The organism is Clostridioides sp. GD02377 (genome assembly GCF_045899875.1).
In the GTDB taxonomy this organism is placed as follows: domain Bacteria; phylum Bacillota; class Clostridia; order Peptostreptococcales; family Peptostreptococcaceae; genus Clostridioides; species Clostridioides difficile_A.
Window position 1 is genome coordinate 109,851 of sequence record NZ_JBJODA010000002.1, and the last position, 16,371, is coordinate 126,221.

At 29.7% G+C, this 16,371-nt stretch carries 14 protein-coding genes; 12 read left to right on the forward strand and 2 right to left on the reverse strand.

Going from position 1 to position 16,371, the window contains the following annotated elements:
- The first annotated feature begins 14 nt into the window (after positions 1 to 14).
- The 5 genes from Q3304_RS02330 (at position 15) to gatY (ending at position 6,005) form a co-directional block, all read left to right on the forward strand.
- Positions 15 to 1,175 (forward strand): glycerate kinase, encoded by a 1,161-nt coding sequence (locus Q3304_RS02330; RefSeq protein WP_231301069.1) that lies wholly within the window; start codon positions 15 to 17, stop codon positions 1,173 to 1,175.
- A gap of 240 nt (positions 1,176 to 1,415) precedes the next feature.
- The gene (locus Q3304_RS02335; protein WP_407814206.1) at positions 1,416 to 2,168 is read left to right on the forward strand and encodes a MurR/RpiR family transcriptional regulator; all 753 of its coding nucleotides are present in this window, start codon (positions 1,416 to 1,418) and stop codon (positions 2,166 to 2,168) included.
- 101 nt (positions 2,169 to 2,269) lie between these two features.
- Positions 2,270 to 3,190, forward strand: a complete 921-nt coding sequence (locus Q3304_RS02340) for a 1-phosphofructokinase family hexose kinase (RefSeq protein ID WP_054271581.1) — start codon at positions 2,270 to 2,272, stop codon at positions 3,188 to 3,190.
- Between the two features lie 2 nt (positions 3,191 to 3,192).
- Positions 3,193 to 5,124 carry a fructose-specific PTS transporter subunit EIIC gene (locus Q3304_RS02345; protein ID WP_407814207.1) on the forward strand — a complete coding sequence of 644 codons (1,932 nt, stop codon included), beginning with the start codon at positions 3,193 to 3,195 and terminating at the stop codon, positions 5,122 to 5,124.
- A gap of 11 nt (positions 5,125 to 5,135) precedes the next feature.
- Positions 5,136 to 6,005 carry a tagatose-bisphosphate aldolase subunit GatY gene (gene gatY, locus Q3304_RS02350; RefSeq protein ID WP_407814208.1) on the forward strand — a complete coding sequence of 290 codons (870 nt, stop codon included), beginning with the start codon at positions 5,136 to 5,138 and terminating at the stop codon, positions 6,003 to 6,005.
- Positions 6,006 to 6,468: 463 nt separating this feature from the next.
- On the opposite strand, the gene Q3304_RS02355 is transcribed toward gatY, so the two are convergent.
- Positions 6,469 to 7,035: a CD3073 family putative ECF transporter S component gene (locus Q3304_RS02355; RefSeq protein WP_054271578.1), complete on the reverse strand. Its 567-nt coding sequence runs from the start codon at positions 7,033 to 7,035 to the stop codon at positions 6,469 to 6,471.
- Between the two features lie 164 nt (positions 7,036 to 7,199).
- Between Q3304_RS02355 and Q3304_RS02360 the strand changes: the two genes are divergently transcribed.
- The 6 genes from Q3304_RS02360 to Q3304_RS02385 all read left to right on the forward strand — a co-directional run bounded on the left by Q3304_RS02360 (position 7,200) and on the right by Q3304_RS02385 (position 12,896).
- Positions 7,200 to 7,721, forward strand: a complete 522-nt coding sequence (locus tag Q3304_RS02360; protein WP_407814209.1) for a CD3072 family TudS-related putative desulfidase — start codon at positions 7,200 to 7,202, stop codon at positions 7,719 to 7,721.
- Between the two features lie 588 nt (positions 7,722 to 8,309).
- On the forward strand, positions 8,310 to 10,388 hold the full coding sequence (locus tag Q3304_RS02365; RefSeq protein ID WP_054277539.1) for a TIM-barrel domain-containing protein: 2,079 nt from the start codon (positions 8,310 to 8,312) through the stop codon (positions 10,386 to 10,388).
- Positions 10,388 to 11,167, forward strand: a complete 780-nt coding sequence (locus Q3304_RS02370) for a PTS sugar transporter subunit IIC (RefSeq protein ID WP_021385973.1) — start codon at positions 10,388 to 10,390, stop codon at positions 11,165 to 11,167. The genes Q3304_RS02365 and Q3304_RS02370 overlap by 1 nt, the downstream gene beginning before the upstream one ends.
- Positions 11,154 to 11,969: a PTS system mannose/fructose/sorbose family transporter subunit IID gene (locus Q3304_RS02375; protein ID WP_223153229.1), complete on the forward strand. Its 816-nt coding sequence runs from the start codon at positions 11,154 to 11,156 to the stop codon at positions 11,967 to 11,969. The genes Q3304_RS02370 and Q3304_RS02375 overlap by 14 nt, the downstream gene beginning before the upstream one ends.
- Positions 11,970 to 11,988: 19 nt before the next feature.
- Positions 11,989 to 12,471: a PTS sugar transporter subunit IIB gene (locus Q3304_RS02380; protein ID WP_044213929.1), complete on the forward strand. Its 483-nt coding sequence runs from the start codon at positions 11,989 to 11,991 to the stop codon at positions 12,469 to 12,471.
- 20 nt (positions 12,472 to 12,491) lie between these two features.
- Complete coding sequence (locus Q3304_RS02385) at positions 12,492 to 12,896, forward strand: PTS sugar transporter subunit IIA (protein WP_054271575.1); 405 nt, start codon at positions 12,492 to 12,494, stop codon at positions 12,894 to 12,896.
- Positions 12,897 to 13,367: 471 nt separating this feature from the next.
- Here the strand turns inward: Q3304_RS02385 and Q3304_RS02390 are convergent, their stop codons facing one another.
- Positions 13,368 to 14,549, reverse strand: coding sequence for an ROK family transcriptional regulator (locus tag Q3304_RS02390; protein ID WP_227832069.1), 1,182 nt, complete (start codon positions 14,547 to 14,549; stop codon positions 13,368 to 13,370).
- Between the two features lie 208 nt (positions 14,550 to 14,757).
- On the opposite strand from Q3304_RS02390, the gene xylB reads away from it, so the two are divergent.
- The gene (xylB, locus tag Q3304_RS02395; RefSeq protein WP_407814210.1) at positions 14,758 to 16,308 is read left to right on the forward strand and encodes a xylulokinase; all 1,551 of its coding nucleotides are present in this window, start codon (positions 14,758 to 14,760) and stop codon (positions 16,306 to 16,308) included.
- Positions 16,309 to 16,371: the final 63 nt, after the last annotated feature.

Below are 16,371 nucleotides of genomic sequence, written 5' to 3' on the forward strand. Positions count from 1 at the left end.
AGGAGTAGATAAATATGAAAATATTAATCTCTATAGATTCCTTTAAGGGGAGTTTATCCTCAATTGAAGCAGCAAATGCAATCAAAAAAGGGATATTAAAAGTTGAAAAAAATGCAAAGGTAAAGATACTACCACTTGCTGATGGTGGTGAAGGAACAGTAGATGCTTTAGTTCAAGGAATGAATGGGACAAAAGAAACTATAGAAGTTACTGGGCCAATAATTAAGAAAGTAAATGCGACATATGGATTATTAAAAGATACGAATACTGCAATAATAGAAATTGCTCAAGCATCAGGATTGACATTAGTCCCAACTGAACTTAGAAATCCTTTATACACTACAACTTATGGTGTTGGAGAAATAATAAAGGAAGCAATAAATAAGGGCTGTAGAAATTTTATAGTAGGATTAGGTGGAAGTGCTACCAATGATGCAGGAGTAGGTATGCTTCAAGCTTTAGGGTTTGAGTTTTATGATAAGAATAATAAATTAGTAGATTTAGGTGGAAAAGTTTTAAATAAAATAAGACACATAAAAATAGATAATAGACTAAAAGAATTAGATGAATGTAACTTTAAAATAGCTTGTGATGTAAACAATCCACTGTTTGGAGAAAATGGAGCTGGATACATATATGGACCTCAAAAAGGTGCAACACGAGAAATAATTGAAGAGTTAGATAATGGGCTTAGAAATTTTTCTAATGTAGTTAAAAATGATTTGGACAAAGATATAGCCAATGTAGAAGGGGTAGGAGCAGCAGGTGGATTAGGATTTGCCTTTTTAGGATTCTTAAATTCAAAGTTAGAATCTGGCATAAAAATAATATTAGAAGAAATTAAATTAGAGGATGAGTTGAAAGATGTAGACTTTGTAATAACAGGAGAAGGTAGATTGGATAAGCAAACTGCTATGGGCAAGGCACCAATAGGAGTTGCAAAATTGGCTAAAAAATATGGGATAAAAGTAATAGGTTTGGCTGGAGCAACAACAGAAGATGCAGTTAAGTGTAATGAAGACGGCATAGATGCTTATTTTTCTATAGTAAATAGAGCTATGACAATAGAAGAGGCTATGGATAAAAAAACTGCTAGCGATAATATGACTGCTACCACAATACAAATATTTAATCTCATAACTAGTGTACAACAGTTAGGAAATAAGTCATATTAAAAATAAGATATGCTAGATAAAAAAGAAAGATATTACACATGAATTTAGATTTTTTCAGTGAGATAGACTGTTTATTTTTATTACAGAACACTATAATAAATTGAAGTACAAAATTATGATATTATAAATTTACATATATAGACATTGACTAAATCTTAATTGTGTATAAAAATAAGTAGTTAAGAGGGAATATATTATTTATATAATATTTGACAAACTTAGATATAAGGAGAGAAAAATATGATAATTGAGCTAAACAAAACTAATTCTGAAAATCTAACTAAGACAGAACTTGAAATAATTAAATTTATAAATGAAAATGAGTCGATATTACCAGAATTATCTATAGTAGAGATTGCTCATGAAACATATTCATCTCCAGCAACTGTTTCAAGGGCAATTAGAAAATGTGGTTTAAATGGATTTAATGAACTAAGGTATAGATTAACAGTAAAAGATGAAAATGATGATATACAAAATATGGGGGATATAATAAATAAATCTTTTATTGAAGCACAAAGGGTTATAGAACAAATATCTTTAACTACATTAATTAATATAATAAAAGCTATAAACGAGTCTAGTAAGATATATATTTTAGCAAGAGGACTTACTGAATATGTAGCAAAAGAGTTTAGTCTTAAATTGCAACTGCTCGATTTCAATGTGGTCTTTATAAATGACCCTAATATAATGAAAATAAAATCTAAATCAATAAAAAAAGATGAGCTTATAATTATTTTTTCATTGAATGGAAATACTGTGGAACTTGTAGAGTCAGCACAAAATGCCAATTTAGGAGGAGCTAAAGTTATAACATGTTGTTGTAGTGAAAATGCAAAACTTATAAAGTATTCAGATTTATATATTGTAGGATATAAGCATGAGCATATATCAATTTCTGAATATGAAGTATCATCTAGGTTACCCTTGTATATTATATCTAGGATAATTATAGACTATATGGTTAGGTATAATAATTCTGAGAATTAAATTGAAGAGTCTATGAAAATCGATTTTCTATTTGTGAAAAGATTTTCATAGACTTTTTTATTATAATGAAAATATACACAACAGAAGCAAGGGGGAAGACAATGATATATACATTAACTACTAATCCAGCAATAGACATGAATATATCTACTAATGGTATAAAAAGCAAATTAGTAAATCGTACATCTAATGCTATATATTCTCCTAATGGAAAAGGTCTAAATGTATCATTTGTACTAGGTCATTATGGTATAGAATCCAAAATATTAGGTTTTTTTGGAGGATTTTCAGGAAGATATATAGTTGAGGAAAGTGAAAAAAGAGGGTTTGATGTATTACCCACTTGGGTAGAAGATACGACTCGTATAAATATATTTTTAAATGATGGGAGTGACGAGTTTAAATTTGTTAACTCTGGGTCATATGTAGATGAAAAACAAAAGCTAGATATGTTGGAGAAGATAGAGTCTCTAGAAGATATAAGTCATCTATCGATAAGTGGGAGTCTACCACCTGGAATTGATGATAATTACTATGAAGAGATATTTAAAATTTGTAAAAATAAAAATATAAAAATAATACTGGATATAAGTTCACCAAAACTAAAGGAATTACTACAATATAATCCATATTTGATAAAGCCAAATGATGAAGAAATAAAAGATATATTTGGAATTATTGTAAGAGATGAAGAAGATATTAAAGATGTACTTAAGCTATTACACTTGAAAGGTGCTCAAAATATCTTGCTAACTCTAGGGGAAAAGGGTTCTTATTTTTATAATGGAAAATCGATTTATTATGCTAGTACTCAACCGGTTACAGTTGTTAGTTCTGCTTGTGCTGGAGATTCTGCATTGGCTGCTTTTTTGAGTATATGGTTAGAAAATCAAGAAGATATTGAAAATGCATTAAAAAGGTCATCAGCAACAGGAGCAAGTGTAGCTGAAAGTAATGGTATAGGTAATTTGGAGAATGTAGAAGACTATATAAAAAATATAAAAGTTAGAAAGGTGGTATAAAAATGGGTAAGAGGATGATTCTAGGTGTAACAGGTTGCCCAACTGGGATAGCTCATACTTTTATGGCAGAAGAAGCATTAAAAAAAGCTGCCAAAGAATTAGGTTGCGATATAAAAGTTGAAACGAATGGAGCTATAGGAGTAGAAAATAAACTAACAGCAAAAGATATTGAAATGGCAGATGCAATAATAGTGGCTTGTGATAAAAACGTTGATATGGATAGATTCAATGGAAAGCCAGTAATAGAAGTACCTGTCAAAGAAGGTATACACAAAGCTACTGAACTTATACAAAAATGTATTGATGAGAAAGCCCCTATTAGAAAAGGAAGTACATCAAGTAGCAAACTTAAAGAAGAAGGTAATTTATCATTTGGTCAAAAGTTATATAAGGACTTAATGAATGGTGTATCTCATATGTTACCTTTAGTAGTAGCAGGTGGAGTACTAACTGCCATATCATTTTTGTGGGGTATTTACTCATTTGACCCAAATTCAGAACAGTATAATCAGATAGCAGCTACATTAAAATCTGTTGGTGGATATTCTATGAATTTGATGGTTCCTGTATTAGCAGCATTTATAGCTCAATCTATATCAGGAAGACCTGGTATGTTAGCGGGTCTTGTTGGAGGAATGATATCTTTTGACACAGGTTCAGGATTTTTAGGTGGAATTATAGCAGGATTTTTAGCAGGTTACTTAGTAAATTTATTTGTACATATATTAAGAAAATTACCAAGACAGTTAGAAGGTCTTAAATCAATTTTTATAATTCCTATAGTCAGTGTAGGTTTTGTCGGTGTAGTTATGTTATTGCTTGGAGGGCCATGTTCAGCACTTAACAATGCTATGATGAACTTCCTTTCAGGATTACAAAATTCAAGTCCTATAATATTAGGAATCGTAATAGGTTGTATGTCAGCATTTGATATGGGAGGTCCAGTAAATAAAGCAGCATATGTAACTGGAACAATGCTTTTAGGACAAGGAAATTATTTATTTATGGCAGGTGTATCTGCAGCTTGTATAACACCACCATTAGTAATAGCAATAGCATCTACTTTATTTAAAAACAGATTTACAGAAGAAGATAGAGCAGCAGGGTTAATTAACTATATACTAGGTAGTACTCATATAACAGAAGGAGCAATACCTTTTGCAGCAAAGAATCCATTAAAAGTGTTGCCAGTACTTATGATTGGTTCATCAATATCAGCAATTTTAACTTATATAATGAAAATAGAGGTACCAGCTCCACATGGAGGATTTTTGGTTCTAGGATTAGTCAATAAGCCACTTTTATGGGTAGGGTGTATATTGGTAGGTTCATTAGTAGGAGCTATACTTTATATGGTGGTTACACCTAAAGTAGTAAATAACAAAACTACTACAGAAAATTCAACTGAAATTAAAAATGAAAATAGACATAAAAGCACAGATAACATTACAAGATTGGAAAACGTATCTAATGGCATAACTTTATATGATGAAGAAACAGTAGTTTTAAATGTTAAGGGAAAAAAGAAAGCAGATGTAATTGATGAGATGGTTGAAATACTTGATAAATCAGGTGTTCTTTTAGATAAGAATAAATTTAAAGAAGAAATTTATAAGAGAGAAGAAATATCGTCTACAGGTTTTGGGATGGGGATAGCTATACCACATGCAAAGACAGATGCAGTAAAAATACCACGTGTAGCAGTAGGCGTATCAAAAGAAGGATTTGATTTTGAATCAGAGGATGGAAGTTTAGTAAATATTATATTTATGATAGCAGCAACAGATAGTGATGATAATTTACACTTAAAGACACTGTCTCAGCTATCTTCAAAGTTAATGCACGAAGAATTTTTAAATGAGTTACTAAATAGTAAAACAAGTAGAGAAATAGTATCGAAATTAAATAATGAAGAAATCAGTATAAGTATATAGGAGGATGAATTATGGCATTAGTGACAACTAAACAAATATTATTAGATGCACAAGAAGGACATTATGCAGTAGGTGCATTTAATGTAGAAAATATGGAGATGGTTATGGCAGTAATAGAGGCTGCTGAGGAACTTAAATCACCTGCAATACTACAAACAACACCTTCAACAATAAAGTATGCAGGGTTAGATTATTATTTAGCAAATGTAAAGGTAGCATCAGAAAAGGCAAGTATACCTGTAGCAATGCACTTAGACCACGGTTCAAGTTTTGAACTAGCTATGCAAGCACTTAGAGTTGGATATACTTCTATTATGATTGATGGTTCTCATGAAAGTTACGAAGACAATATTTCAATATCCAAATCTGTTGTAGATGCATGTATGCCTTCAGATATACCTGTTGAAGCTGAATTAGGTAAAGTTGGAGGTAAGGAAGACGACTTAGATGGTGGAGATGGTGGAGCATACACAGACCCACTAGAAGCAAAAGAGTTTGTAGAGAGAACAGGAGTATCATCTCTAGCAGTAGCAATAGGTACAGCACATGGTCTATATAAAGGAGAACCAAAGCTTGATTTAGATAGATTGTCTGACATTAGAGAAGTGGTATCAGTTCCATTAGTGTTACATGGAGGGTCTGGAATACCAGATGAGATGATTAAAGAATCTATAAAAAGAGGAATTTGTAAGGTTAATTATGCGACAGAATTAAGGATTGCTTATAGTAATGGTGTTAAGGATGTGATTAATTCTGACCCAGAAGTGATTGACCCTAAGAAGTATGGTAAAAAAGGTTTAGATTCAGTTAAAGAGTTTGTGAAGAGTAGAATGGAAGTTTGTGGATGTGTAGGAAAAGCAGTAGGAACAGTAGAGTGTTAATAAAAGAAAATAATCTTATGAACATTTGAGATAAAGTTATATACAAATACAGAAAAATTAAAAAATAAAATAGAGAAGATTTAGTGTGTATTTATTTAACTAAATAACTAGTTCTTCAAGTATCTAGATAAATCTAGTTAAAAGATATTATACAAGTTTTAAAGTTACAATTGTATTAGAATATATAGAGGATTCTGTATATAAGTCAAATAATCTTAACAAGTATAAAGAATAAATTTATAGTTTAATAGTAGATTAAAATAAACAATTGAATATGGATAATATAGAAATACAAAAAGAGATATTGAATGTTTCTGCAATATCTCTTTTTGAGTAATAAATTAGATAATTAAATTAATTTAAATACTATCTAATTAAATTGTTAATATTAATGCCTAATAAAAAATATTATACAAAGATAAGTCTATGACTTTATTAATAAATCATATGTATAAATAACTCATTAAGACGAACTAGACGTATTTCTACTATATTGGCTTATAAAACCTTTAGGCATTTTACTTATAAAATATACAACCATGATACAAGATAAAGGCTTGTCCACTATATTGCTGAGAATTCTTGGAAAGAATGCAGCAGTAAATATCTTCTGCCCAGATTGAACTAAAAAACCAACCAATAAATCAGCACCACTTCCACTTAATCCCCCAAATAATAAAACTGAAATAGGAGTACCAATTAAAGGACAAACAACAGCTAAAATTATTCCTGTGATAAGAGCCTCTTTATAGCCAAACCCTTTTTTCTTAGAAATATAACCGACAATAAGACCAAGAGCAATATTTACAAGAGCAAAAGGAATATTTGTAGGTCCTGATATAACACCTAAAACTAAGTTTGTGCATCCACCAATAAGAGCACCCCAAAAAGGACCTAATACAACAGCCCCAAGTACAGTACCAACTGTATCTAAAAATAATAAAGGTATGTTTATCATAGATATAAATATACCTAAGACAATGTTAATAACTATACACATTGAAGAAAACGTGATTTTTTTAGTATTCAATTATAATACCTCCTAAAAAATGTATACATTTATCATATTATAGATTATAAAAGATTACTAATTGTATATTTCTATATAGAATATTACGAATATAGAGCAAATAAATAATATAATTGGTGAAATATATAGTATTATTAAAGTTAAGAATAACTAAGGAGATTATTATGAAAAGAAGTAGAGAGATTGTAGTAGTATGTCATTGTATATTAAACTGTAACTCCAAAGTAGAGGGCTCATCAGAATTTAAAGGTGCACAAAATATAGCAGTAGATTTAATAAATAATGGATATGGAATAATTCAACTACCTTGCCCAGAGATAATTATGTATGGAATAAATAGATGGGGGCATGTAAAAGAACAGTTTGATAATATGTTTTTTAGAAAACAGTGTAGACAAATGTTGGTACCTTATATAATGCAGTTTGATGAATACTTAAAAAATAATTACAATATAAAAAGTATTATTGCAATAGATGGTAGCCCAAGCTGTGGTTATAATAAGACATGTAGTTCTGAGAAGTGGTCTGGTGAATTATGCGGTTGCACTGATTTGATGAACAAAATAAATGATGTACAAATGGTAGATGGTAAAGGAATTTTTATAGAAGAGTTGGAAAAATTACTTAATGAATACAATTTTAATATACCAATAGTTGGATTTGATGAATCTGAAGAAGGAAAATAAATATATTTTTAGAAAGTATGATAACTATTTAATATTAAAAGAGTATTGAATACCTATAATAATATAAATGAATTTATAAAATGATTATTTATATAAATTAAATTTGTAGTAATTTTAAAATTAAAAGAACAAAACTCTTGAAGATACTAGTTTGTTAAAGCTAGTATCTTTTGTTTTTGTCATAAAATCTATAAATTATATTTAAAACATGTATTAATTAATCAAATTACTAACAAATTCAAATTATACCAATTACCATTATAGAATGATTTAATACATATGGGGCAGTACAAAAAAATTACTAAAAATATATGATTTGTTATACTTTCTAATCATGACAAACTAAAAAATATAAATTAAAAGAAATTTAAGACATTAAAAAGTATTATTTTTTATTAAATTGGAAAATTACGTTAAATTATGGAAAACGATTGACAAATAGAGTCAAATAAAGTATATTATTGGTAAGTTAGTTTAATGTACAAATAAATGACAAAATAAAATCATCTACATCAATTGATATATTAAAGTAGTTGACCTAACAGTACATTAAATATAACACTATATCATCTATTTAGGAGGGTGGCTGTGGTAAGAATATTTGAAGATTATATTGAAAAAAGGTTTGACAATGAATTATTGCGAATAGAAGCATGGGGAAAAAATTCTTTACGTATCAGGTCATTTGTGGACCAAAATTTTGTTGATGAAAACTATGCTCTTAACGAAAAACCTAAGTTAAATAAAGACGATATTATAATTAATAAAAATGAAGATGGTAGTGTAATCATTAAAAATGGAAAGATAAAGGCTGTCTTAGACCATAGAGATAGAATCACTTTTTACAATGATAAAAATGAAATATTATTGAAAGAGTATATTCGATTAAGAGCTGTAAAACATGATGATGGTGGGGAAGATGTAGGTACAATAGAAATTACCAAAGACTTCAACTCTACTCTTAAATTAAAATCAAGAGAATATCGACCAAGTTATAATGGAGACTTTGAAGTGACTACTAGATTTGAGTCTGAGCCTTCTGAAAAAGTTTTTGGAATGGGACAATATCAACATAAATTTTTAGATTTAAAGAATACTGTGCTAGAATTGGCACAAAGAAATTCTCAAATATCAGTTCCTTTTTATATTTCTAGTTTAGGTTATGGATTTTTATGGAATAATCCAGGGATTGGAAAAGTATCTTTTGCCAAAAATATGACAGAATGGAAGATGTTTTCTACGAAATTTATAGACTATTGGATTACTTGTGGAGAAAGCCCAAAAGAGCTAAATAAAAATTACTCTCAAGTTACAGGAACTGTTCCTATGATGCCTGAAAACCTTTTAGGGCTATGGCAAAGTAAATTAAGATATAGAACTTCAGAAGAAGTTTTAGATGTTGTGGAAGAATATTCTAAAAGGGGAATTAAACTTTCATCAATTGCAATTGACTATTTCCATTGGCCTAAACAAGGTGAATATAAATTTGACCTAGATTATTGGAAAAATCCCAAGGAATTAGTTAGGAAACTAAAAGAAGAGTATTCAGTAGAGCCAATGGTATCTGTATGGCCTACAGTTCAAAGTGATGCAGAAAACTACAATGATTATTTAGAAAATGGTTATTTAGTTAATGTTAATCGTGGTGTCAGAATGACAATGCAAATTCAAGGGAATACGGTATTTGTAGATATGACAAACAGAGATGCAAGAGACTATGTTTGGGATAGAATAGATAAAAATTATAAACAGCTTGGAATTAACTATTATTGGTTAGATGTAGCTGAACCTGGATATTCTGTTTATGATTTTGATAACTATAGATATAAAAAAGGAAATGTTTTAAGTTGTGGTAACATTTATCCTATTGATTATTTAAAAATGATTTATCATGGTTTACATGATGATACAGAGTCTGTTGTAACTCTTGTAAGAGGAGCTTGGGCAGGAGCTCAAAAGTATGGAGCTTTAGTATGGTCTGGTGATATTGATTCTAGTTTTGAAGCTTTTAATAATCAAGTAAATACAGGATTAAATATGGGACTAGCAGGTATACCATGGTGGACAACAGATATTGGAGGTTTCCATGGAGGAAATCCTAAAGACCCAGAATTTAGAGAACTTATGGTAAGATGGTTCCAATATGCTACCTTTTCACCAATTTTAAGAATGCATGGAGATAGATTGCCTCATAGCAAACCATTATCAAATAAAGGTGGAGGTTCAATGGTAACAGGAGCTCCTAATGAAATATGGTCTTATGGTGAAGAAGTTGAAACAATTCTTACAAAGTTTATCAAAATTAGAGAGAGTATAAAAACTTATTTATCAAAATTGATGAAAGAAGCTCATGAAGAAGGTACACCAGTTATGAGAACTTTATTTTATGAATTTCCTGAAGATGATAAAGCTTGGGAGATTGATAATACATATATGCTTGGAGATGAAATTTTGGTTGCTCCAATAATGAATTATAAAGATAGAGGTAGAAAAGTATATTTACCAAAAGGATATACATGGGAGAATATCTTTAGTGGGGTCAGTTATGAAGGTGGAAAAATTTATGAAATTGAATGCCCTCTTGAAGAAATTCCTATTTTCTTAAAGCAAAATTCTAAATATAACTTTGAAGAGTTAAAAAATATTTTGAGCGAGGTGAAATCATAATGGAACCACAATTATGGCAATTATTATTAATAGTAGTATATGGATTTTTTATAAACTATGAAAAAAATTCAACAATGTTTGGAACATATCAACCAGTAACAGCAGGTTTTATTACTGGTCTTATCTTAGGTGATATAAACACAGGTTTATATATCGGAGGGACACTACAATTATTATCATTAGGTATTAGTAACTTTGGTGGAGCATCAATACCTGATTATCAGACAGCAAGTATAGTAGCAACATTTATAACTATTACAACGAAGCAAGAAGCATCTGTAGGAATCTCTATAGGTATTCCAGTTGCTTTATTGATGGTACAGTTAGATGTTCTTAGAAATACTATTGGTATATGGCTAGTTCATAAAGCAGAAGATGGAGCTAGAAAAGGAAATTACAAAAATATAACATATATGCAAATGTTAGGAGTATTATTAACAGCAGCTACAACAGGTATTCCAGTTGCTTTATCTGTAATATTTGGACCTTCTTTAATTAACACAATTTTAAAATATACACCTGAATGGTTAACAGGTGGTTTAACAGTAGCTGGAGGATTACTTCCAGCAGTAGGAATAGGATTATTACTTAGATACCTTCCTGCTAAGGAGTATTTTAGTTATTTAGTAATTGGTTTTGTTTTAGCAGTATATATGAAAGTACCATTGTTAGGTGTAGCTTTAATTGGAGGAGCAATTGCACTTATAATTTACAAAAAGAATGTAGAAAATCAAGCACAACATTATACTGTGGCAGGAGGTATGGATGAAGATGAGTGATAATGTATCAGTAAATAAATCAAATGAAAAAGTTAAGAAAAGTGTTCTATGGCGTTGGTTTTTCACAAGTTCTGTTTCTTCAAATTATGAGAAGATGCAAGCTTTAGCATATTGTTATGCAGTACTACCATTTTTAAAGGTAGTATATAAAGATAACCCAGAAAAACTTCAAAAAGCTGTATTAAATCATTTACAGTTTTTCAATACTAATCCATGGGTTGCACCTTATATTTTGGGTATTAATGTAGCTATGGAGGAATTATCAAGTGAAGATACTGAAGAGGCTGTTACTTCAATTAAAACAGGATTGATGGGACCAGTGGCAGGTTTAGGAGATAGTTTATTTGTTGTTATTCCATGGACAATTTTTGGAGCAATAGCAGCTAATATGGCGATAGATGGAAGTCCATTTGGAATCTTATTATGGATTGCAGTGAGTGTAGCGTTAAAATTATTAAGTATACCACTATTTAATGCTGGATATACATCAGGTACTAAGCTAATATCTTCAATTGAAAAAAGTTTGAAGATTTTAACTGAGAGTACATCTATTTTAGGATTAATGGTGGTGGGAGCATTAATACCATCTGTAGTAAAAGCTAATGTTGCTTTGAATTTTCAACAAGGGGACTTTACAATGAAAGGTCAAGAAATATTAGACCAAATTATGCCTGGACTAGTTCCTGCAATTTTAGTTTTAGTTGTTTATTGGGCTCTTAAAAAGAACATAAAGCCTATATACTTAATTTTAGGTGTAATGGTTGTTTCAATAATTTTATATGCATTAGGTATTTTAAAATAAGGAAAGGGTGATATTAGATATGGAAATGAAAGGTATAAAAAATATTCGTATAGATGACCGTTTAATCCATGGTCAAGTTGCAACTATGTGGAGTAATAAGTTAGGTGTTACAAGATTAATGGTAGTAAATGATGCAGTAGCTAATAATTCTGTTCAAAAACAAGTTCTAAGAATGGCTACACCTGCTGGAATAGCATCATCTATAATTACAGAAGAGACTGCTATAAAAAATATTACTGCTGGGAAGTATGAAGGGCAAAATGTATTATTAATTGTTAAGTCTCCTGTTGACCTTATTCCATTTGTAGAAGCTGGATTAAAAATACACAATATAAATGTAGGAAATATGTCAAGTAGAAAAGATACAACAGTATTAAAACCTAATATCAGTGTTACAGAGGAAGAGAAAGAAGCATTTAAAAAACTTTTAGATGAAGGAATTGAAATAACAACTATAATGACACCTGATGACAAGAAAACTTATCTTGTAGATATTTTATAGATTTAGAGAGGTGTATTAAAATGAATAGTATTATTTTAATGAGTCATGGAAATATGGCTGAAGAAGTATTAAATTCTGCAAAAATGATAATAGGAAATTCTATAGATTATCCTACTGTAAATATGAAACAAGATGATGGAATTGAAGGAACAATAAAAAAACTTAAAAAGGCTTTGGAAGTATACAAGGAAAGTTCAGAAATAGTTATAATGGTAGATTTACTAGGTGGAACACCATGCAATGCAGCGTTATTAGAGGCTAGTAGTGATAACAGAATTAAGATTATTTCAGGGCTAAATTTAGGTATGGTTGTTGAATCAGCTTTTTCAGACGCAAAAGAATTAGCAGTAAAACTGGAGAAAATAGGTAAAGATAATATTTCTATTGTTGAGCCAACAGCAAGTTTATTATCTGATGATGAATAAATACAATATATATTAAGATTTAATTAATATATAACTTCTGAGAAAAGAATGCAAATAATTTTGTATTAACTACAGAATAAATTTGATTTTGGAATATACAATTTAAAGGGGTTATGGCTATATAGTCATAACCCTTATTTAAGATTATTTATATCCTTATAAAAATAGAACATGTATGAAGATATTCTTAACTTTTTTGAATTTCATAATTACTATAACTAATATTTAATTAAGATGAATATTTTATTGATTTAATAATTTAGGTCAGTTTCTAAGACTTTGAATTCACTTATATAACTTAAAGCTATTAAATAAAGTGACTTATGAAGTGATTCATCTGTTGTAAATGCTGATTTAGATGTAGTTGTATTTTTTAGCCTATTACAATCTTAGTAAAAGTAATAGATAGATTCAATTTGATATTAAAAAATGTAACTAGCTTAAATAAGCTAGTTCTCAGATTATTCAATATTATAATACAGCTATTTTATCATTTATTTCATTCATCAAAGTTAGGTTTTGTATATTTAAGAAGCTTTTAATATTGACAGCAGAGCCACCATATAGAGATGCCTCAGAACCTAACGATGAAATTTCTATATTTATGCCTTTGTTAAAAGAGCTAACTAGCATATCTTTTGTAATCTCTAATATTTCAGGTATATTTCTGATTATTTGGCTGTTTAAATATATTATCTCAGGAGCATAAGTTGCAATAGCGTTGTTTATAGCTAGTGATAGATAACTACAAAACTCATGGATAACTTTTTTAGTATTCTCATTATCTTCATAGTATAGTTGTTTTACCATATCAGGGTCTATTTTAGGAATATTTTCTAAAGAACAAATTTGTTCAAACACTTTCTTCTCTGAGCAGTATTGTTCTAAACAACCACGATTTCCACAAGGACATAGTTTACCATTAGGCATGATAATAGTGTGACCAATTTCGCCACTCATGCCATTTCTACCACTATATAATTTATTGTTTATTATAATGCCTGAACCAAATCCACTATGAATACTAAGACTAAGTAGTGAATTATGTACAGTTGAAAAAGTACTCTCAGCTAAAGCTGTTAAGTTTGCTTCGTTTTCTATATGAATAGGGAAGTCGTATTTTTTACTTAGGATACCATATAAATCAATCTCATTGAGGTTATAATATGGAGTGAATAATATGTTATTTTCACAAGTAATCCCATGTATAGCTAAAGTAAGCCCTATTACATTATAAGGAGTATCTATTTTGGATATGTTATAGCTATCTATAATTTCATCTATTAATTGTATAACATTATCTTTATTTACTTGTATATCCATTAATTTCTTAGATTTTATAATAGTCCCATCTAAGTAAGATAGAGAAGAAAATATATAGTCATATCCAATATCCATACTTAAAGAAATCCCTGCACATTTGTTGAATACTAAAAGTATGGGCTTTCTTCCGCCACTATGAGTACTATTTCCAATTCCTATTTCATGAATCAGAGACTCATCGATAAGTTTTTTGGTAATAGCAGATATAGTTGCTTTATTTAATCCTATAGTAGAGGCTATACTTGCTCTAGAAATAGGACCATTCTTTATAATTTGTTCAAGTACCAATCTTTCATTCATTTCTCGAATAGTGTATTTATCAGTAACCAATTTGATATTCCTCCTTAAAATAATATTGTAATACTTTTTAGACAAAAATAAAAGGCTATTTTGCATTGACAAAGATAATTAAATATTTTATTATTAGTTCATAAGTTAGTTTAATATACTAACAAAAATAAAGCAAGTAAAATATGCCTAAAATATAAAAAATTTGAATTAGGAAAACGATAATTATTAAGTGATGTCTCAAGGAGGGATGAAGTTGGAGTATGTATTAGGTGTAGATATTGGTACATCAGGTACTAAGACAGTCTTATTTGATAAACTAGGAAATACTATAGAAAGTTGTACATATGAATATCCTCTTATACAAGAGAAAGCAGGTTGGGCAGAACAGGATGCAAATGATTGGTGGGAAGCTGTAGTTGAATCTATAAGACATGTAATTCAAAGTTCAGATATAAGCAGTGAATGTATAAAAGGAATTGGATTATCAGGACAGATGCATGGTTTAGTTATGCTAGATAAAGAAGGGAATACCCTAAGAAACTCTATAATATGGTGTGACCAACGTACAGTAAAAGAATGTGAAGAGATAACTGATTTGGTAGGTAAAGAAAGATTGATTGAAATAACTGCCAATCCAGCGCTTACAGGATTTACAGCATCAAAAATATTGTGGGTTAGAAATAATGAGCCTGACATTTATAAAAATACTAATAAAATACTTCTTCCAAAAGATTATATAAGATACAAATTAACAGACGAATATGCTACAGAAGTATCAGATGCTAGTGGTATGCAGTTACTTGATATAAGAAAAAGAAATTGGAGTAATGAAGTACTAGACAAGTTAAATATAGATAAAAGTCTTTTAGGTAAAGTTTATGAATCTCAAGAGATTACAGGATATGTGACTAGGGAAGTAGCAAACTTAACAGGACTTAAAGAAGGAACAATAGTTGTAGGTGGAGCTGGAGACCAAGCAGCAGGAGCAATAGGAAATGGAATAGTTAAAGATGGAATAGTTTCATCTACTATTGGTACATCTGGTGTAGTCTTTGCATATACAAAGGAACCGAAAATTGATAAGGAAGGTAGAGTTCATACTTTTTGTCATGCAATACCAAATACATGGCATGTTATGGGAGTTACTCAAGGAGCTGGATTGTCACTAAAATGGTTTAAAGATAATTTCTGTCAAAGCGAGCTGGAAGTGTCAAACTCTTTAGGTAAAGATGTATATGAAATTATAAATAGTCAAGTAAGTCAAGTACCAACAGGATGTAATGGATTACTTTATCTACCATACATGATGGGGGAGAGAACTCCTCATCTCGACCCTTATGCAAGAGGAGTATTCTTTGGATTATCTCCAATACATTCTAAAAGAGAAATGGCAAGGGCAATTATGGAGGGAGTTTCATATAGTCTAAAAGATTGTATGGATATAATAGAAAAACTTAATATAGAAGTCAATGAAGTAAGAGCCTCAGGTGGAGGTGGAAAAAGTAAAGTATGGAGACAGATGCAAGCAGACCTGTTTAATCAAGATGTATATACTATAAATTCAAGTGAAGGGCCAGCACTAGGAGTTGCAATTCTTGCATTAGTAGGAGCTGGTATATACGAAAATGTCCAGAAAGCTTGTGAGACTATAATAAAAACTTCAACTAAATTAGAGCCAATAAATCAAAATGTAGATACATACAAGAGATATCATAGATTGTATAAAAAGATATATAAATCTTTAAAAGATGATTTTAAATTATTAGATGAAGTAGTTAATTTTAAAGATGAAGAATAAAAATATTTTAAGAATGAAAATAAAAGATAGTTTAAATTGAGAAAAATATTACATACATCATAT

What these genes read in the sequence shown, in the direction of transcription:
- Q3304_RS02380 (WP_044213929.1), top strand. Translation starts at nt 11,989, where the DNA reads ATGGAAATGAAAGGTATAAAAAATATTCGTATAGATGACCGTTTAATC.
- Q3304_RS02330 (WP_231301069.1), top strand. Translation starts at nt 15, where the DNA reads ATGAAAATATTAATCTCTATAGATTCCTTTAAGGGGAGTTTATCCTCA.
- Q3304_RS02335 (WP_407814206.1), top strand. Translation starts at nt 1,416, where the DNA reads ATGATAATTGAGCTAAACAAAACTAATTCTGAAAATCTAACTAAGACA.
- Q3304_RS02360 (WP_407814209.1), top strand. Translation starts at nt 7,200, where the DNA reads ATGAAAAGAAGTAGAGAGATTGTAGTAGTATGTCATTGTATATTAAAC.
- Q3304_RS02375 (WP_223153229.1), top strand. Translation starts at nt 11,154, where the DNA reads ATGAAGATGAGTGATAATGTATCAGTAAATAAATCAAATGAAAAAGTT.
- xylB (WP_407814210.1), top strand. Translation starts at nt 14,758, where the DNA reads ATGAAGTTGGAGTATGTATTAGGTGTAGATATTGGTACATCAGGTACT.
- Q3304_RS02370 (WP_021385973.1), top strand. Translation starts at nt 10,388, where the DNA reads ATGGAACCACAATTATGGCAATTATTATTAATAGTAGTATATGGATTT.
- Q3304_RS02345 (WP_407814207.1), top strand. Translation starts at nt 3,193, where the DNA reads ATGGGTAAGAGGATGATTCTAGGTGTAACAGGTTGCCCAACTGGGATA.
- Q3304_RS02385 (WP_054271575.1), top strand. Translation starts at nt 12,492, where the DNA reads ATGAATAGTATTATTTTAATGAGTCATGGAAATATGGCTGAAGAAGTA.
- Q3304_RS02340 (WP_054271581.1), top strand. Translation starts at nt 2,270, where the DNA reads ATGATATATACATTAACTACTAATCCAGCAATAGACATGAATATATCT.
- gatY (WP_407814208.1), top strand. Translation starts at nt 5,136, where the DNA reads ATGGCATTAGTGACAACTAAACAAATATTATTAGATGCACAAGAAGGA.